18 protein-coding genes are annotated in these 18180 nt (G+C 66.5%); 12 read left to right on the top strand and 6 right to left on the bottom strand.

Annotated features, from left to right (window positions below; genetic code table 11):
• The first annotated feature begins 106 nt into the window (after positions 1 to 106).
• Genes gcl through IB278_RS03185 form a run of 3 tightly spaced genes read left to right on the top strand, consistent with a single transcriptional unit; the run spans position 107 to position 3632 of the window.
• Positions 107 to 1900, top strand: coding sequence for a glyoxylate carboligase (gcl, locus tag IB278_RS03195; protein WP_145745412.1), 1794 nt, complete (start codon positions 107 to 109; stop codon positions 1898 to 1900).
• A 16-nt stretch (positions 1901 to 1916) separates the two neighbouring features.
• The gene (gene hyi / locus IB278_RS03190) at positions 1917 to 2696 is read left to right on the top strand and encodes a hydroxypyruvate isomerase (protein WP_192322582.1); all 780 of its coding nucleotides are present in this window, start codon (positions 1917 to 1919) and stop codon (positions 2694 to 2696) included.
• Positions 2697 to 2723: 27 nt separating this feature from the next.
• A complete protein-coding gene (locus tag IB278_RS03185) occupies positions 2724 to 3632 on the top strand; it encodes a 2-hydroxy-3-oxopropionate reductase (protein WP_145745416.1) in 909 nt (302 codons plus the stop codon).
• Between the two features lie 3 nt (positions 3633 to 3635).
• On the opposite strand, the gene IB278_RS03180 is transcribed toward IB278_RS03185, so the two are convergent.
• The gene (locus IB278_RS03180; RefSeq protein ID WP_145745418.1) at positions 3636 to 4976 is read right to left on the bottom strand and encodes an NAD(P)/FAD-dependent oxidoreductase; all 1341 of its coding nucleotides are present in this window, start codon (positions 4974 to 4976) and stop codon (positions 3636 to 3638) included.
• A gap of 221 nt (positions 4977 to 5197) precedes the next feature.
• Here IB278_RS03180 and IB278_RS03175 point away from each other — a divergent pair, with 221 nt between their 5' ends.
• From IB278_RS03175 to IB278_RS03140, 8 genes are all read left to right on the top strand, one after another.
• Positions 5198 to 7501 (top strand): NADP-dependent malic enzyme, encoded by a 2304-nt coding sequence (locus IB278_RS03175; protein ID WP_145745420.1) that lies wholly within the window; start codon positions 5198 to 5200, stop codon positions 7499 to 7501.
• Positions 7502 to 7725: 224 nt separating this feature from the next.
• A complete protein-coding gene (locus tag IB278_RS03170; protein WP_186454213.1) occupies positions 7726 to 8340 on the top strand; it encodes a TRAP transporter small permease in 615 nt (204 codons plus the stop codon).
• Position 8341: 1 nt separating this feature from the next.
• Positions 8342 to 9607, top strand: a complete 1266-nt coding sequence (locus IB278_RS03165) for a TRAP transporter large permease (RefSeq protein ID WP_192322581.1) — start codon at positions 8342 to 8344, stop codon at positions 9605 to 9607.
• Positions 9608 to 9650: 43 nt separating this feature from the next.
• Positions 9651 to 10652 (top strand): TRAP transporter substrate-binding protein, encoded by a 1002-nt coding sequence (locus tag IB278_RS03160; protein ID WP_145745424.1) that lies wholly within the window; start codon positions 9651 to 9653, stop codon positions 10650 to 10652.
• A gap of 123 nt (positions 10653 to 10775) precedes the next feature.
• Positions 10776 to 11810: an ABC transporter substrate-binding protein gene (locus IB278_RS03155; protein ID WP_192322580.1), complete on the top strand. Its 1035-nt coding sequence runs from the start codon at positions 10776 to 10778 to the stop codon at positions 11808 to 11810.
• The gene (locus IB278_RS03150; RefSeq protein WP_145745428.1) at positions 11810 to 12670 is read left to right on the top strand and encodes an ABC transporter ATP-binding protein; all 861 of its coding nucleotides are present in this window, start codon (positions 11810 to 11812) and stop codon (positions 12668 to 12670) included. Before IB278_RS03155 ends, IB278_RS03150 begins: the two co-directional genes overlap by 1 nt.
• A gap of 9 nt (positions 12671 to 12679) precedes the next feature.
• Entirely contained in the window at positions 12680 to 13450 is a 771-nt protein-coding gene (locus IB278_RS03145) for an ABC transporter permease (RefSeq protein ID WP_145745430.1), read from the top strand.
• 10 nt (positions 13451 to 13460) lie between these two features.
• Entirely contained in the window at positions 13461 to 13943 is a 483-nt protein-coding gene (locus tag IB278_RS03140) for a nucleoside deaminase (RefSeq protein WP_192322579.1), read from the top strand.
• Positions 13944 to 13964: 21 nt separating this feature from the next.
• Here IB278_RS03140 and IB278_RS03135 read toward each other — a convergent pair whose 3' ends face one another.
• The 5 genes from IB278_RS03135 to IB278_RS03115 all read right to left on the bottom strand — a co-directional run bounded on the left by IB278_RS03135 (position 13965) and on the right by IB278_RS03115 (position 16743).
• Complete coding sequence (locus IB278_RS03135; protein ID WP_192322578.1) at positions 13965 to 14456, bottom strand: SUKH-3 domain-containing protein; 492 nt, start codon at positions 14454 to 14456, stop codon at positions 13965 to 13967.
• Between the two features lie 57 nt (positions 14457 to 14513).
• A complete protein-coding gene (locus tag IB278_RS03130; protein ID WP_145745435.1) occupies positions 14514 to 14738 on the bottom strand; it encodes an oxidoreductase-like domain-containing protein in 225 nt (74 codons plus the stop codon).
• Between the two features lie 46 nt (positions 14739 to 14784).
• A complete protein-coding gene (lpxO, locus tag IB278_RS03125) occupies positions 14785 to 15681 on the bottom strand; it encodes a lipid A hydroxylase LpxO (protein WP_145745439.1) in 897 nt (298 codons plus the stop codon).
• A gap of 140 nt (positions 15682 to 15821) precedes the next feature.
• The gene (locus IB278_RS03120; protein ID WP_145745442.1) at positions 15822 to 16220 is read right to left on the bottom strand and encodes an OsmC family protein; all 399 of its coding nucleotides are present in this window, start codon (positions 16218 to 16220) and stop codon (positions 15822 to 15824) included.
• Positions 16221 to 16275: 55 nt separating this feature from the next.
• A complete protein-coding gene (locus IB278_RS03115; RefSeq protein ID WP_015866742.1) occupies positions 16276 to 16743 on the bottom strand; it encodes a winged helix-turn-helix transcriptional regulator in 468 nt (155 codons plus the stop codon).
• 129 nt (positions 16744 to 16872) lie between these two features.
• Between IB278_RS03115 and IB278_RS03110 the strand changes: the two genes are divergently transcribed.
• Complete coding sequence (locus IB278_RS03110; RefSeq protein WP_192322577.1) at positions 16873 to 18174, top strand: D-amino acid dehydrogenase; 1302 nt, start codon at positions 16873 to 16875, stop codon at positions 18172 to 18174.
• Positions 18175 to 18180: the final 6 nt, after the last annotated feature.

The raw sequence follows: 18180 nt of genomic DNA, 5'->3' as shown, positions 1-18180 counted from the left end.
CATCGTAATCACTTATTCCAGCTTGGAATAGGTTTTATGGTCCGCAGCCGTCTTCTTCGAATGGTCTCCCCTTCCTACAGTGGACCTCACTCAAGGAGACAGTCCCATGGCAAAAATGAAAGCGGTCCAGGCCGCCGTGCTGGTGATGGAAAAAGAAGGCGTGACGCAGGCCTTCGGCGTGCCCGGCGCGGCCATCAATCCGATGTATTCCGCGCTGCGCCAGCGCGGCACCATCTCGCACATCCTCGCGCGCCACGTCGAGGGCGCCTCGCACATGGCCGAGGGCTACACCCGCGCCGTGGCCGGCAACATCGGCGTGTGCATCGGCACCTCGGGGCCCGCGGGCACCGACATGATCACGGGCCTCTATTCGGCCTGGGCCGATTCGATCCCGATCCTCTGCATCACCGGCCAGGCGCCGCGCGCGCGGCTCTACAAGGAAGACTTCCAGGCGGTCGACATCGAGTCGATCTCCAAGCCGGTCACCAAGTGGTCGGTCACGGTGCGCGAGCCCGGCCAGGTGCCGCAGGTGTTCCAGCAGGCCTTCCACCTGATGCGCTCGGGCCGCCCGGGCCCGGTGCTGGTCGACCTGCCCTTCGACGTGCAGATGGCCGAGATCGAATTCGACATCGACGCCTACCAGCCGCTCACTCCCTACAAGCCCGCCGCCACGCGGGCCCAGATCGAGAAGGCCATCGGCATGCTCCAGGCCGCCGAGCGCCCGCTGATCGTGGCCGGCGGCGGCGTCATCAATGCCGATGCGTCCGACCTGCTCGTGCGCTTTGCCGAGGCCACCGGCGTGCCGGTGATCCCCACGCTGATGGGCTGGGGCGCGATCCCTGACGACCATCCGCTGATGGCCGGCATGTGCGGCCTGCAGACCAGCCACCGCTACGGCAACGCGACGATGCTCGCGAGCGACTTCGTGCTGGGCATCGGCAACCGCTGGGCCAACCGCCACACGGGCTCGGTCGAGGTCTACACCAAGGGCCGCAAATTCGTGCACGTGGACATCGAGCCCACGCAGATCGGCCGCGTGTTCACGCCCGACTTCGGCATCGTGTCCGACGCCAAGGCCGCGCTGGAGCAGTTCGTGGCCGTGGCCGAGGAAATGAAGGCCGCCGGCAAGCTGCGCGACCGCCGCGCGTGGGCCAAATCGTGCATCGAGCGCAAGAAGACCATGCTGCGCAAGACCAACTTCGACGATGTGCCGATGAAGCCGCAGCGCGTGTACCAGTGCATGAACAACAACTTCAGCAACGACACCTGCTACGTGAGCACCATCGGCCTCTCGCAGATTGCGGCCGCGCAGTTCCTGCACGTGTACAACCCGCGCCACTGGATCAACTGCGGCCAGGCCGGCCCGCTGGGCTGGACCATCCCGGCCGCGCTGGGCGTGCGCGCCGCGGACCCGGCGCGCAAGATCGTCGCGCTCTCGGGCGACTACGACTTCCAGTTCATGATCGAGGAGCTGGCCGTGGGTGCGCAGTTCAAGCTGCCGTACATCCACATCGTGGTCAACAACTCCTACCTCGGCCTGATCCGCCAGGCGCAGCGCGGCTTCGAGATGGACTACTGCGTGCAGCTCGCGTTCGACAACATCAACGCGGGGCCCGATGCGGGCATCGAAAGCAGCTACGGCGTGGACCACCTGAAAGTGGTCGAGGGCCTGGGCTGCAAGGCGATCCGCGTGAACAAGCAGGAAGAGATCGCACCGGCGATCCAGCGCGCCGAAGCACTGATGGCCGAGTTCAGCGTGCCGGTCGTGATCGAGGTCATGCTGGAGCGCGTGACCAACATCGCGATGGGCACCGAGATCGACAACATCACCGAGTTCGAGCCGCTGGCCGAGCACCCGGCCGATGCACCCACGGCCGTCGCGGCCGAGATGCTGGACTGAGCAAGGAGAAGCACACATGCCCAAGTTCGCAGCCAACCTCACGATGCTCTTCACCGAGCTGCCGTTCATGCAGCGCTTCGAGGCCGCCGCCAAGGCCGGCTTCGAGGCGGTGGAATACCTGTTCCCCTACCCCTTCGAAAAGAAGGAGCTCGCGGCCGCGCTGCGCGCCAACGGCTTGCAGCAGGTGCTGCACAACCTGCCGGCCGGCGACTGGGACAAGGGCGAGCGCGGCATCGCCTGCCATCCCGATCGCACTGGCGAGTTCCGCGAAGGCATCGCGATGGCCATCGACTACGCCACGGCGCTCGGCTGCCCGCAGCTCAACTGCCTGGTCGGCAAGCTGCCGGCGGGCGTGAGCACCGAGGCGGCGCACAAGACCGTGGTCGAGAACCTGCGCCTTGCCGCCGGCGAGCTCGAGGCGGCCGGCCTGCGCCTCTTGATCGAGCCGATCAACACCTTCGACATCCCGGGCTTCTTCCTGACGCGCACCGACCAGGCACTGGCGCTGATCGACGAGGTGGGCTCTTCCAACCTGCGGGTGCAGTACGACATCTACCACGCGCAGCGCATGGAAGGCGAACTGGGCAACACGCTGTCGAAGCACCTTGCGCAGATCGGCCACATCCAGCTGGCCGACAACCCCGGGCGCGGCGAACCTGGCACGGGCGAGATCAACTACCCGTGGCTCTTCAGGCACATCGATGCGATCGGCTACGACGGCTGGATCGGCTGTGAATACAAGCCGCGCACCGACACCGTGAACGGCCTCGGCTGGCGCAAGGCGCTCACGCAATAAAGACAACTTCAAACCGGAAACAGAGACATGTCGCAATCGCAAAAAATCGGATTCATCGGCCTCGGCATCATGGGCGCGCCCATGGCGGGGCACCTGCTCGACGCCGGGCACCAGCTCTTCGTGAACACCCAGGGCAACACGCCCGAGCCCTTCATATCGAAGGCCACCATCTGCGCCTCGGCGGCCGAGGTGGCGCGCCAGGCCGACGTGATCTTCATCATGGTGCCCGACACGCCCGACGTGGAGAAGGTGCTGTTCGGCGAGCCCGGCACGCAGGGCGTGGCCGAAGGGCTGAAGGATTCGCGCGGCAAGATCGTGGTGGACTGCAGCTCCATCGATCCGATAGCCACCAAGGGCTTCGCCAAGCGCATCATCGCGCTCGGCTGCGGCTACATCGACGCGCCGGTCTCGGGCGGCGAGGTGGGCGCCAAGGCCGCGAGCCTCACCATCATGTGCGGCGGCGACGAAGGCACCTTCGGCCAGGTGCGGCCGCTGCTCGAGAAGATGGGCAAGAACGTCACGCTGGTGGGCAACGTGGGCGACGGCCAGGTCTGCAAGGTGGCCAACCAGATCATCGTGGCGCTCAACATCGCGGCCGTGGGCGAGGCGCTGCTGTTCGCGTCCAAGGCCGGTGCCGATCCGGCCAAGGTGCGCCAGGCGCTGATGGGCGGCTTCGCGAGCTCGCGCATCCTCGAGGTGCATGGCGAACGCATGATCAAGCGCACCTTCGCGCCGGGCTTCCGCATCTCGCTGCACCAGAAGGACCTGAACCTCGCGCTGCAGAGCGCGCGTTCGCTGGGCATGGCGCTGCCGCAGACCGCGGGCGCGGCGCAGCTCATGAACGCCTGCGCCGCACTGGGCCATGGCCAGCAGGACCACTCGGCGCTGGTGCGCGCGCTCGAGGCGCTGGCGCAGCACACGGTCGCCCCTGACTGAAGCTCAGCTCTTTGCAGCCGCCTCGAGCGATTCCTTGAGGTTGCGCCGCCGCCATGCCCAGGTCTTCACGGCCTGCGGCAGGATCCCCAGGCAGGACGCGTAGTACGTCACCTTGAAGCCCCAGAAGCGCGGGCCGATGGGCGTGTTGCGGAACAGGTCGCCCGCCAATATGGACAGCAGCGCCTCCTGCATGCGCCAGATGTTGCGCGGCGCCATGAAGAGCCTGCGGATCGCGGGCGAGGTGATGCGGTAGATGAACCACGAGAACATCTTCGGCCCGTGCTTCATGATCTTCTCGTAGTGGCGGAAAGCCTTCTCGGCCTCCTTCATCTCGCCCCTGAGCCAGTGGTCGGCCGCGGTGGCGGCCTCGAAGCCGCTGTTCATCGCCAGGTACACGCCCGACGAGAACATGGGATCGACGAAGGCATAGGCGTCGCCCACCATCATGAAGCGGTCGCCGCGGCAGAACCTGGAGTCGTAGGCGTAGTTGCCAGTGGAGGTGGCGCCCTCCATCAGCGTGGCGTTCGCAAGGCGCGCGGCCAGCTTGGGCGCGAGCGCAATGGTTTCCATCAGAAACTCTTCGAGCGAGCCCTTGCGGCGCTTGAAGTAGGCGGGCGAAGCCACGGCGCCCACGCTCACGGTGCCGTCCTTCAGCGGGATGTACCAGAACCAGCCATGGTCGAACCAGAAGAGCGAGATGTTGCCTTCGTAGCGGCCCGGCCGGCGCTGTGCATTCTCGAAGTGGCCGAACAGGGCCGCGCTCGCGTGCTTGCGGTTGCGCTGCTTGGCGTCGAACTGGTTCGACAGCAGCGTGTCGCGGCCGCTCGCATCGATCACGAAGCGCGGCCGCCAGCTGGTTTCGGTGCCGTCCTCGGCCTTGATCTTCACCAGCACGCGGTTGTCGGGCGTGCCCTTGCCGGCGTCCATGTCCACGCCCATGACGCGCTGGCCCTCGAAGGTGCGCGCGCCGCGCTTGCCGGCGTGGCGGAACAACAGTTCGTCGAATTCGGAGCGGCGCACGTGCACGGCATAGGGAAAGCTCTTGTCCATCGCCTGGCCGAAGTCGAAGTGGCTCGAATGGTCGTGCCATGGCGAGACGAACTCGGCGCCATGCTTCCTGAGGCCGATGGCCTCGACCTCGGTGCGCACGCCCAGGCGGTCGAACAGCGGCATGTTCATCGGCAGCAGCGACTCGCCGATGTGAAAGCGCGGATGGTGCGCCTTCTCGAACAGCACCACGTCGTGCCCCTTGTCCGCCAGCAGCGCGGCCACGGTGGAGCCCGCCGGGCCCCCGCCGATGACCACGACGTCGGGCTCTGTACTCGTGAAAGGTCCGGGCGTCATGCGCTCCCCTCCTGGGTCGTTCTTCGTTGTTGACGATGGCCGGCCGCAAGGCCGATGCATGCTGTGTCCGCCAAGCGTTAAAGCTTGGTAACAGCCGGGAGTTTAGCGAGTCGGCAGGCCGGGAATCCGCGCCCTTTGCACCAAAACCCGTGCCTGCCCGGAGAAGAAGCGGCGGCTTTTTGCGGTAGCCTCATTGCCCGTCAGAAACAAGGAGACTTTTCATGGCTGCTAACCTGTCACCCGCCGAAGAAGCACTTCGCGAAGCAGCGCGCGAATACCACCGCTCGCCCGTCAAGGGCAAGATTTCCATCAGCCCGACCAAGCCGCTCCTGAACCAGCGCGACCTGTCGCTGGCCTATTCGCCCGGCGTGGCCTACCCCTGCCTCGACATCGCGGCCGATCCGTCGATGGCGGCCGAGTTCACCGCGCGCGGCAACCTGGTGGGCGTGGTCACCAACGGCACCGCCGTGCTGGGCCTGGGCAACATCGGTCCGCTGGCCGCCAAGCCCGTGATGGAGGGCAAGGGCTGCCTGTTCAAGAAGTTTGCCGGCATCGACGTGTTCGACATCGAACTGGCCGAGAACGACCCCGACAAGCTGGTCGAGATCATCGCGGCGCTCGAGCCCACGCTGGGCGGCATCAACCTCGAGGACATCAAGGCGCCCGAGTGCTTCTACATCGAGCAGAAGCTGCGCGAGCGCATGAACATCCCGGTGTTCCACGACGACCAGCACGGCACGGCCATCATCTCGGCCGCGGCGCTCATCAACGGCCTCGAACTGGTCGGCAAGAAGATCGAGGAGGTCAAGATCGCCGTCTCCGGCGCCGGCGCGGCCGCCATTGCCTGCCTCGACGTGATGGTGGGCCTGGGCGCCAAGCCCGCCAACATCCATGCCTGCGACTCCAAGGGCCTGATCTACATGGGCCGCGCGGGCGGCTTCGACGACTCCAAGGCGCGCTACGCCCAGAAAGACACCGGCGCCCGCACCCTGGCCGACGTGGTGAAGGACGCCGATGTGTTCCTGGGCTGTTCGGCGCCCGGCGTGATGAGCGCCGACATGGTGAAGACCATGGCCGGCCAGCCCATCATCCTGGCGCTGGCCAACCCCGAGCCTGAGATCCGCCCCGAGCTCGCCAAGGCGGTGCGTCCCGACTGCATCATCGCCACCGGCCGCTCGGACTACCCGAACCAGGTCAACAACGTGCTGTGCTTCCCGTACATCTTCCGCGGCGCGCTCGACTGCGGCGCCAGCAAGATCACGGAAGAAATGAAGCTGGCCTGCGTGCGCGAGATCGCCGAGCTCACCAAGGCCGACATCAGCGAGGAAGTGGCCACCGCCTATGCCGGGCAGGAACTGTCCTTCGGGCCCGACTACATCATTCCCAAGCCCTTCGACTCGCGGCTCATCCTGCGCATCGCGCCGGCCGTGGCCAAGGCCGCGGCCGCCTCCGGCGTGGCCGCGCGCCCGATCGAGGACATGGATGCCTACCGCCAGCACCTTACGCGCTTCGTCTACCAAACCAGCATGTTCATGCGGCCGGTATTCAGCGCCGCCAAGATCGCGGCCGCCAAGCGCGTGGCCTATGCCGAGGGCGAGGACGAGCGCGTGCTGCGCGCCGCGCAGTGGGCCATCGACGAAGGCCTGGCCCAGCCCATCCTGGTGGGGCGCCCGGCCGTGATCGAGGCGCGCATCCAGAAGGCCGGCCTGCACATCCGCGCGGGCACCGACTTCGAGATCGTCAACCCCGAGGACGATCCGCGCTTTCGCACCTACTGGGAGACTTTCCACAAGGTCATGGGCCGCCGCGGCGTCACGCCCGAGGCCGCCAAGACCATGGTGCGCCGCTCCAACACCACCATCGCCGCGCTGATGATGCACCTGGGCGACGCCGACGCGATGATCTGCGGCCTGGTCGGGCGCTTCGACGTGCACCTGGAGCACATCCGCAACCTGATCGGCCTGAAGCGCGGCGCGCCGGGCTTCGCCACGCTCAACGCGCTCACGCTCGAGAAGCGCACGGTGTTCATCACCGACACCAACGTGAACGAGGACCCGAGCGCCGAGATGCTGGCCAGCATCGCCATGATGGCGGCCGAGGAAATCCGCCGCTTCGGCCTGCCGCCGAAGGTGGCCTTTCTCTCGCACTCGAACTACGGCACCTCGAGCCGCGGCTCGGCGCGCAAGATGCGGCTCGCGCGCGACCTGTTCGCGCAGATGGCGCCCGACATCGAGTGCGACGGCGAGATGCACGGCGACGCGGCGCTGTCGGAAGAAGTGCGCCGCACCGCGCTGCCCGAAAGCACGCTCACGGGCGAGGCCAACCTGCTGGTGTGCCCCAACCTCGACTCGGCCCACATCCTTTACAACGTGCTGAAGATGACGGGCGCCAACGGCATCACGGTCGGCCCGATCCTGCTCGGGGCCGCAGGCTCGGCGCACGTGCTCACGCCGTCGTCGACCGTGCGGCGCGTGGTCAACATGACGGCGCTCGCGGTGGCGAACGCGACGACCGCGCTCAAGTAGGCCACCCCCTCTCCCGTTGAAGCCGACGCCCCGCTGCAGCACGCAGCGGGGCGTTTTTCATTGCGGCCCCGGCCGGTGCACGCACCGTTTTCGCCCGCTCATCATTTTTTTGGCTGGCATGCAATCTGCTAATACCCTGATCGGATATTTCAAATATCTTATTAATATATTTAAAGAAACCACGGTCCCCGTCCTTCGTCAACCTTCCCTTCCTCTCTTCTCACATGGCAGAACACGCCCTGGAACGCGGGAGCTTCTCCCGCCGGGTGCTCGATGCGTCCGACTTCGTGCTGCGCTGCGAGCGCCACCTGCTCTCGGCCCTGATGGGCCTGCTCATCGCGCTGGTGCTGCTGAACGTGGCCACGCGCTACGCCGGCGTGCCGATCTACTGGGTCGACGAAGCCTCGGTGTACTGCGTGGTGTGGCTCACCTTCATCGGCGCCTCGGCGATGACGCGGCTGCGGCTGGACTTTGCGGTGACGCTGCTCACCGACAAGCTCGGCGAGAAGGCCGTGCGCATCGCCAAGGCCACCGCCTCCGGCGGCGTGCTGCTGCTGGGCTTCGCGCTGCTGGCGATGTGCTGGCTCTACATGGATCCGCTGGGCATCGCGCGCTACGGTTTCGATGCCAAGGAGTACGCGGCCGAGTCCTTCAACTTTCTCTACACCGAGCGCACGCAGACGCTGAACTGGCCGACCTGGGCCATCCAGCTGATCCTGCCGGTGTTCTCGCTGACGCTCAGCCTGCATGCGCTGTCCAACCTCATCGAGGACCTCGGCCTGCAGCCCAGGCGCACGCACACCGAGTTCCACGTGACCAACGCTGACGCGGTGAACTGACATGCTGACCTCCCTCTTCTTCCTGGTGATCATGCTGGTCGGCGTGCCGATCGGCGCCTGCCTGTGCCTGGCGGGCATCGTCTACATCCTCAATTCCGGCGACACGGTGCTGTTCCAGTCGTTCCCGGTGCAGATGTTCGGCGGCGTCGACAGCTACAGCCTCATTGCGATTCCGCTGTTCATCCTGATCGGCGAGATCATGAACGGCGGCGGCATCACGAAGCGGCTGGTCGACCTCGCGCTGGCCTTCATCGGCTCGGTGAAGGGCGGGCTCGCCTACGTGAACATCCTGGCCAACATGCTGGTGTCGTCGATCATCGGCTCGGCCACCGCGCAGGTGGCCATCATGAGCCAGATCATGGTGCCCGAGATGGAGAAGCAGGGCTACGACAAGACCTTCGCGGCCGGCATCACGGTGTATGGCGGCATGCTGGGGCCGATCATTCCGCCCTCGGTGATGTTCGTGGTGTACAGCGTGCTCGCGCAGGTGGCGGTGGGCGACATGCTCATTGCCGGCATCATCCCCGGCGTGATCCTCACGGTGCTGTTCTTCATCGTGATCGCGTGCATGGGCTTCTTCTACAACTACCCGCGCACCGAGAAGCGCACCCTCCGGCAGCGCCTGCACACGATGCTCACGGCCTGCCCGACGCTGCTGATCCCGATCGTGATCGTCGGCTCCATTCTGGGCGGCTTCGCCAACCCGACCGAGGCGGCCGCCGTGGGCGCAGTGGCCGCGGTGCTGGTGGGCCGCTACGTCACGAAGGAATTCCGCTTCGCGATGATTCCGCAGATCCTGCTGAAGTCGGCGATCTATTCGGCGGTGGTGCTGTTCCTGGTGGCCGCGGCGGCCGTGTTCTCGTGGCTGCTGATCTACGGCAAGGTGCCGCAGGCCACGGCCGCATGGATCCAGACCGTGGCCAGGGACCCGATCGCGTTCCTGCTGCTCGTGAACCTGATCCTGCTGGTGATCGGCACCGTGATCGACGGCATTCCGGGGCTGATCATGACGGTGCCCATCCTCCTGCCCATCGCCACCGAGATCTACGGCATCGACCCGCGCCACTTCGGCGTGGTGGTGGTGATCAACCTCGTGCTCGGGCTGATGACGCCGCCCGTGGGCCTGAGCTTCTTCGTGGCCTCCGCCGTGACCGGCGCCAAGCCCGGAAAGATGTTCATCGTCACCCTGCCCTTCTTCCTGATCTGCTGCGCCGCGCTGGTGCTGCTGTCGCTGTTCCCGAGCCTGTCGCTCGCGCTCATCAAGTAAGCGCCGCCTCCCTCCCTTTCCCTTCACTCAACCGGAGCCTCGCATGTCCCTCTCTCGCCGCAAATTCGTCGTCCAGGCCGCAGCCGGTACCGCTGCCGCGTCGTCCGCTCTCTTTTGCACCGTGTCGCGCGCGGCGGCCGCCAAGGAATTCCGCCTCGGCCTCATCACGCCGGCCGGCCACTCGTGGAACCGCGCCGCGGTGGGCTTTGGCGAAGCGCTCAAGAAGGCGACCGACGGCCGCCTGAGCGCCACGGTGTTCCATTCGGGCCAGCTGGGCAACGAGTCGGCGATGATGCAGCAGCTGCAGTCCGGCGCGCTGGACATGGGCTGGATCCAGGCCGCCGAACTCGGCTCGCGCGTGTCCAGCGTGGCGGCCATCAACGCGCCCTACCTCGTGCGCTCGACCACCAACGTGGCCTCGCTGGTGCGCACGCCCGCCGCGCTGAAGCTGCTCGACGTGCTGCCGCGCGAGACCGGCACCATCGGCCTGGGCTGGGGCATCACCGGCATGCGCGTGGTGTTCGCAACCAAGCCCATCGCCACGCCCACCGACCTCAAGGGCATGAAGCTGCGCATCAACCCGACGCCCGTATACCGCGACTTCTACCAGCTGCTGGGCGCCGCGCCCACGCCCATTCCGACGCCGGCCGTTTTCGACGCCATGTCGAACGGCCAGGTCGACGGGCTCGAAGCGGACATCGAGTTCTCGTGGAACCAGCGCTTCGACCGCGTCGCAAAAACAATGCTGCCGATGAATGCGCTCTTCATGCCCTTCGCGCCGCTGGTGTCGGGCCGCATCTGGAAAACGCTCGACGGCAAGGACAAGGCGCTCGTCACCGACCTCGTCAAGCAGTCGCTCGATGCGCAGATCAAGGACATCGTGACCACCGAACTCGGCCTGATCGACAAGTTCAAGGCCAGCGGCATCACGATCAAGAGCGATGCCGGCTACAACCCCGCGCCGGTCATCGCGGAGTTCGACAAGATCTGGCTGCCCAAGGCGCCGCAGATCGCGGAGCTGCGCAAGATCGGCGCGACGCTCTGAACCAGGCCGGTGCGCCGCCGCCCCATCGCGCACCACAACAGTTCCACGGAAGGGTTCGCACCAATCGCGTGCGGGCACCGTTTTTGCTTGAATGCAGAAGCATTCACCTCCAACGGATCCTGCATGAACAAGCGCCAACTGCTCCAGTCCTTCCTCGCCGCCTCGGCCCTCAGCTTCGGCCTCACCCCGGCCTTTGCCCAAGCCCCGACGCCGATCAAGTTCCAGCTCGACTGGCGCTTCGAAGGACCGGCCGCGCTGTTCCTGCATCCCGCCGCCAAGGGCTACTTCAAGGCCGCGGGCCTCGACGTGACCATCGACGCGGGCAACGGCTCGGGCGGCACGGTCACGCGCGTGGCCTCGGGCGCCTACGACATGGGCTTTGCCGACCTGGCCGCGCTGATGGAATTCCACGCCAACAACCCCGACAGCCCGAACAAGCCGGTCGCGGTGATGATGGTCTACAACAACACGCCGGCCTCGGTCATGGCGCTCAAGAAGAGCGGCATCGCCAAGCCGGGCGACCTGGCCGGCAAGAAGCTCGGCGCGCCGGTGTTCGACGCGGGCCGCCGCGCGTTCCCGATCTTTGCCAAGGCCAACAACATCGGCGCGGTCAACTGGACCGCCATGGACCCGACGCTGCGCGAAACCATGCTGATGCGCGGCGACATCGACGCCATCACCGGCTTCACCTTCACCTCGCTGCTGAACCTGGAGGCGCGCGGCGCCAAGGCCGCCGACATCGTCGTGCTGCCCTACCCCGACTACGGCGTGAAGCTCTACGGCAACGTGATCATCGCCTCGCCCAAGCTCATCAAGGAGAACCCGGAGGCGGTGAAGAAATTCCTCTCGGCCTTTGCCAAGGGCGCGAAGGAAGTCATCGCCAATCCCGCCGTGGCCATCGAGTCGGTCAAGGCGCGCGACGGCATCATCGACAGCAAGCTCGAGACCCGCCGCCTTCAGCTGGCCATCGACACCGTGATCAACAGCGCCGACGCGCGCAGCGAAGGCTTCGGCACGGTCAACGCCGGCCGCATGTCGCTGATGGCCTCGCAGGTGTCGGACGCATTCAACACCAAGACCCGCGTGAGCCCCGACGCCGTGTGGACCGCCGCGCTGCTGCCGCCCGCGGCCGAACTCAACGGCGTCCTGCGCAAGTGATGCAGGCGGACGCATCGGGCGCGGCCGCTGCTCCCTTCGTCGACTTCCAGGACGTCTGGCTCGCCTACAACGAGGAGCTGCTGCGCGCCAACCACTTCGCGGTCGAGGCCATCGACCTCAAGGTCAAGCGCGGCGAATTCATCGCCATCGTCGGCCCCTCGGGCTGCGGCAAGTCGACCTTCATGAAGCTCACCACGGGCCTGAAGATGCCGTCGATGGGCAAGATCCGCATCGACGGCCAACCCGTGACCGGGCCGCTCAAGATCTCGGGCATGGCGTTCCAGGCGCCTTCGCTGCTGCCGTGGCGCACCACGGTCGACAACGTGCTGCTGCCGCTCGAGATCGTCGAGCCTTATCGCTCGAGCTTCAAGGCCAAACGCAAGGAATACGTCGAGCGGGCGCGCAAGCTGCTGCAGAAGGTGGGCCTCGCAGGGTATGAAGACAAGTTCCCGTGGCAGCTGTCGGGCGGCATGCAGCAGCGCGCGAGCATCTGCCGCGCGCTCATCCACGAGCCCAAGATGCTGCTGCTCGACGAGCCCTTCGGCGCGCTCGATGCCTTCACGCGCGAGGAGCTCTGGTGCATCCTGCGCGACCTCTGGACCGAGCAGCAGTTCAACGTCATCCTGGTGACGCACGACCTGCGCGAATCGGTGTTCCTGGCCGACACGGTGTACGTGATGAGCAAGAGCCCGGGCCGCTTCGTGGTCAAGCGCGAGATCGAGCTGCCGCGCCCGCGCGAGCTGGAGCTCACCTACACCAAGGAGTTCACCGACATCGTGCTGGAGCTGCGCGGGCACATCGGCGCCATCCGCAACACGGGCATCAGCGCGGCGCAGACGGCCGCCGCGGTGTCCCACTGAAGGCGCGCCATGAAGAACACCAAGCAAATCGAACGCTGGTCGCCCTGGCTGCTGCTGATTGCGGTGATCCTGCTGTGGCAGGTGATCTGCGCGGGCTTCGGCGTGTCGGACTTCATCTTTCCGAGCCCGCTGCGCATCTGGAACCAGTTCTGGGAGTTCAAGGAAATCATCGCGGGCCATGCGTGGCGCACCTTCTGGGTCACGATGGCGGGCTTCGGCCTGGCCATTGTGGTGGGAGTGCTGCTGGGCTTCGTGATCGGCAGTTCGCGCATCGCGTATGCGGCGATCTATCCGCTCATGACGGCCTTCAACGCGCTGCCCAAGGCGGCCTTCGTGCCGATCCTGGTGGTGTGGTTCGGCATCGGCGTGGGACCGGCGATCCTCACGGCCTTCCTGATCAGCTTCTTCCCGATCATGGTCAACATCGCGACCGGCCTGGCCACGCTGGAGCCCGAGCTCGAAGACGTGCTGCGCGTGCTCGGCGCCAAGCGCTGGGACGTGCTCATGAAGATCGGCCTGCCGCGCTCCATGCCCTACTTCTTCGGCTCGCTCAAGGTGGCGATCACGCTGGCCTTCGTCGGCACCACGGTGAGCGAGATGACCGCCGCCAACGAAGGCATCGGCTACCTGCTCATTTCGGCCGGCTCGGCCATGCAGATGGGCCTGGCCTTCGCGGGCCTGATGGTGGTGGGCGCGATGGCCATGCTGATGTACGAGCTCTTCAGCGTGATCGAGAAGCACACGACCGGCTGGGCACACCGCGGTTCACAGAATCAATGAGGCGCGGCGCATGACACGCGACCAGATCATCCGCGCTTTGCGGCGCGCCGACGAGGTCGCCCGCCGCGCCATGGCGATGGGCCGCCATCCCTTCGGCGCCGTGCTCGTGGCGCCCGACGGCGAAACCATCCTGGCCGAGCAGGGCAACATCGACACGGTGAACCACGCCGAAGCCACGCTGGCGCGCCATGCGGCGCAGAACTGGCCGGCGGAGTACCTGTGGCAATGCACGCTGGTCACGACCTTCGAGCCCTGCGCGATGTGCGCGGGCACCAGCTACTGGGCGCACATCGGCCGCATCGTCTACGGCGCGGAAGAATCGGCCCTGCTCGCGCTCACAGGCGACCACCCCGAGAACCCCACGCTGAGCCTGCCCTGCCGCGAAGTGTTCGCGCGCGGGCAGAAGAAGATCGAGGTGATCGGGCCGGTCGCCGAGGTGGCGGAAGAAATGATTGCCACGCACCGCGGCTTCTGGGAAGCGCGCGGGCATTGAAGCCGAGTCCGCCCGCAATGATCAGGGACGGTAGACGGCGGGATGCGACGCATCATGGTCGATGCCATAGAGACTCGTGCTCGCCTGTCCGTGAAGCAGCACCGGACGAACCCTTCGCCCCTGCAACAGCGTGCGCAGCGCATCGGTCATCGACTCGCCGCAAAGCCAGAACGCATCGTGGACCAGGCTGGCGCCGAACCACCGTCCCTTGCCGTCGATCAAGAGCAAGCTGTAGCCTTGTCCGACCTCCGCCACCGTGACAAGGTGCTCGCCGACGGTCGCTTCGTAAAGCTCGTGGCTCGAGTCTTCGAAGGGCTGCGCCATGAAGTCGATGTCGGACGTTGGGCATTCCTCGCCTGCGCCCGGATTGAAAACCTTCAGACCCAGAAAACCGGCCAGGATGCCTGCCGCCGGATGCCCTGCGGGAACGCCCTCGGGGACCGGCACCACCCTGCCGGGATACCAGCCAGCAGCAAGGAAGAAGGCTTGGAGGTCGGCTGGAACTTCGGGCATGGGGAGCAAGCAGATGGCCCTCGTGTATTGCGCGTAGCCAAAAGAAGCTCCGCGGCGCTAGGCAAGCAACAGCGTGGCCTCGTCGCGCCAGTAGGCCACGGCGGCCAGCCAGCCCTCCCACACGCAGCCGTTGCAGCCGCGCCCGCAGCAGGTGGTGGGCTCGGGCGGCGGCACGCGCAAGGCGAGCCGCTGCGCAGCGGCTTCCAACTGAACGGCCGCGATCAGCGCCTGTGCGCTGGCAAGGTCGACTGGAACGGGCAGGTCTTTGTCTGCGAACGACATGGGCTGGCAGCGGCGCCAAGGCGCCGCGCGGCATCGGGCTTGCGCCTTACCAGAAGATCCAGAGCGCGAGGCCGCCGAAGATCGACCATTTCACGAGGTAGTACACCCGCTTGTCCCAGGCCTTGAGGCGCTTGCCGATCACGCGGATCTGGTAGATGTACTTGAACGCACGGTTGATGCCGCCGGTCTTGTCGCCGGCATCATTGGGCGAGGCGGCGGCGGCCAGCAGGTTCTTCGCGAACCAGCGGTTCACGGCGCTGGCCCAGCGGTACTTCAGCGGGCGCTCGATGTCGCAGAACAGGATCACGCGGTCCTTGTCCGTCGTGTTCTCGGCGTAGTGGATGTAGGTTTCGTCGAACACCACGGCCTCGCCGTCGCGCCAGTGGTAGCGCTGGCCGTCCACGTCGATGTAGCAGCCCTCCACGCCCGGCGTCCACAGGCCCAGGTGGTAGCGCAGCGAACCCGCGAAGGGGTCGCGGTGGCGCACCAGGCGGCTGCCCGGTGGCAGCTCGGCGAACATGGCCGCCTTGATGGTGCCGATGCCCTTGAGCAGTTCGGTGGTGCGCGGGCACAGGATGGCGGCCGAGGGATGCGCCTCGTCATACCACTTCAGGTAGAAGCGCTTCCAGCCGCTCTTGAAGAAGGAGTTGAAGCCCACGTCGTTGAACTGGCTCGAGGCCTTGATGCTGCCGCCGTTGCGCATGGCGAGCGCCTCTTCGCGGATGACCTGCCAGTTCTCCTCGAGCACGCGCATTTCGGGAAACTGCGCGGGCGACAGGTACGGCGTGCTCGGCACCTTCGAGAAGATGTACATGAAGGCGTTCAGCGGCGCGAGGAAGGTCGAGTGGTCGGACAGCTGCCTGAAGAAGCGGTGCCGGACCTGGCCGCGGAAGTGAACGTAGAGCGCGCTGAGCGCGAAGATGGCGAGAATGACCCACTTCATTGGTGAAAGTGTCCTGTAGACGGCGCGGGGGTAGCCGGGTAGTGTAAATCGTTGCCCCAAACCTGGGCTGACCACGCCCTTTGCCCCCGTCCGAGACATGCCGGCCCCGCAGGCCGCGCCCTGCGCGGGTGGGCGCCGTCTCAGGCCCAGCCAGTCTCGATCTCGGTCTTCACCTCGGTCATGAGCCGGTGCACCGGGCACTTGCCGGCCACGCGCAGCAGTTCGTCGCGCTGCGCCTCGGTCAGCTCGCCGGTCACGCGCAGGCTCGACTTCAGCCGGTAGACGCCCTTGCGCTCCTCGCTGTCGTCGCGGTCGACGATCACCTCGATGTCTTCCACCGGCATGCCCTTGCGGCGCGCGTAGATCAGCACGGTGAGCGCCTTGCAGGCGGCCAGCGACGCGTCGTACAGGTCGTGCGGCTCCGGCCCCGCATCGCTGCCGCCGCCGGCCGGCGAGGCATCGATGGGAATCTCGTGGTTGCGGATCTTGAGGATGTGACGCGTGCCCGTGATGCCGTCGCGCCGGACCGAGATGCTCATGCCGATGTCCTTGTGGGGTGTGGATGCCGGGCGCGATGTTAGCCCGCCACCCGCTTCAGCGGTCGACCGCGAGCATCAGCGTTTCCTTGATCTCCTCCATCACCACGTAGCTGTGCGATTCCGCCGCCACGGGCAGCTTCTTGAGGATGTCGCCCAGGAGGTGCCGGTACTCGCTCATGCCGCTCAGGCGTGCCTTCACCAGGTAGTCGAAGCTGCCCGAGACCAGATGGCACTCGAGCACCTCGGGCATGTGCAGCAGTTCCTTGCGCACCTTGTCGAACACCTCGCCCGACTTGGCCGAGAGCTTGATCTCCACGAACACCAGCAGCGTCTTGCCCAGCGCCTCGGGCGACACATGCGCATGGTAGCCGCTGATGACGCCCTCGCGCTCCATGCGCTTCACGCGCTCCGCGCAGGGCGATGCCGACAGGCCGATGCGCTCGGCCAGTTCGGTCATGGAGATGCGGCCCTGGCGCTGCAGCAGGTCGAGGATCTTGCGGTCGATGCGGTCGAGTTCGGGCATTTCACTCCGGGGCTAGCAATTGGCTTGCTATCTGCAGTGAATTTCACTGTCAATCGTCAAAAAACAATGAAATCCACTGCATTGTGCACTTTAGATTCCACGCATCCACCTTCATTCTCGTAAATACCAATGAAAGTCATCGTTCTCGGCGGCGGCGTGATCGGCACCACCACGGCCTACTACCTCGCGCGCTCCGGCGCCGACGTGACGCTGCTCGACCGGCAGACCGGCCCTGCCGAGGAAACCAGCTTCGGCAACGCCGGTCAGGTGTCGCCGGGCTACTCGACGCCATGGGCGGCGCCCGGCATTCCGCTGAAGGCCATCAAGTGGATGTTCCAGAAGCATGCGCCGCTGTCGATCCGCCCCGACGGCACGCTGTTCCAGCTGCGCTGGATGGCCGCCATGCTGCGCAACTGCTCGCCCGAACGCTACGCGGTCAACAAGGAACGCATGATGCGCGTGGCCGAATACAGCCGTGGCTGCCTGCAGCAGCTGCGCGCCGAAACCGGCCTGCGCTACGAGCACCGCACCGGCGGCACGCTGCAGCTGTTCCGCACCCAGGCGCAGCTCGACGCGGTGCAGCGCGACATCGCGGTGCTCGAGGAATGCGGCGTGCCCTACGAGCTGCTCGACCGCGATGCGCTCGCGCGCGTCGAACCCGCGCTCGCCGGCGCGCGCGACCGGCTCGCGGGCGGCCTGCGCCTGCCGAACGACGAGACCGGCGACTGCCATTTGTTCACCCGCGGCCTGGCTGACATCGCCCGCGGCCTGGGCGTGGATTTCCGCTTCGGCCAGTCGGTCGAAGGCCTCGAGATGGCGGGCGACCGCATCACCGGCGTGCGCACCGGCGCCGGCAAGATCCTCACGGCCGACCGCTACGTGATGGCCTTCGGCAGCTACTCGCGCGCCGCCATCGCATCGCTGGGGCTGGACATTCCGGTCTACCCCGTCAAGGGCTACTCGCTCACCGTGCCGCTGGTCGACGAATCGCTGGCACCGCAATCGACCGTGCTCGACGAGACCTACAAGGTGGCCGTGACGCGCTTCGACAACCGCATCCGCGTGGGCGGCATGGCCGAGCTCGGCGGCTTCGACCTGCGGCTGAACCCGCACCGCCGCGCCACGCTCGAGAAGGTGGTGAGCGACCTGTTCCCGGGCGGCGACCTGCCGCGCGCCACCTTCTGGACCGGGCTGCGCCCGATGACGCCCGACAGCACGCCCATCGTCGGCGCCACGCGCTATGCGAACCTGTTCCTTAACACCGGTCACGGCACGCTCGGCTGGACCATGGCCTGCGGCTCGGGCAAGCTCATCTCCGACCTAGTGACCGGACAGCGACCGGAGATCCGCACCGATGGCCTGGCGATGGACCGCTACGCGTCCGGCTCATCGCACGCGGCGCACCTGAACCCGGCCACGGCACACGCCTGACGCAGT

It is taken from the genome of Variovorax sp. VRV01 (assembly GCF_014852545.1).
Lineage (GTDB): Bacteria > Pseudomonadota > Gammaproteobacteria > Burkholderiales > Burkholderiaceae_C > Variovorax > Variovorax beijingensis_A.
This window is presented reverse-complemented; position numbering and strand designations above follow the sequence as displayed.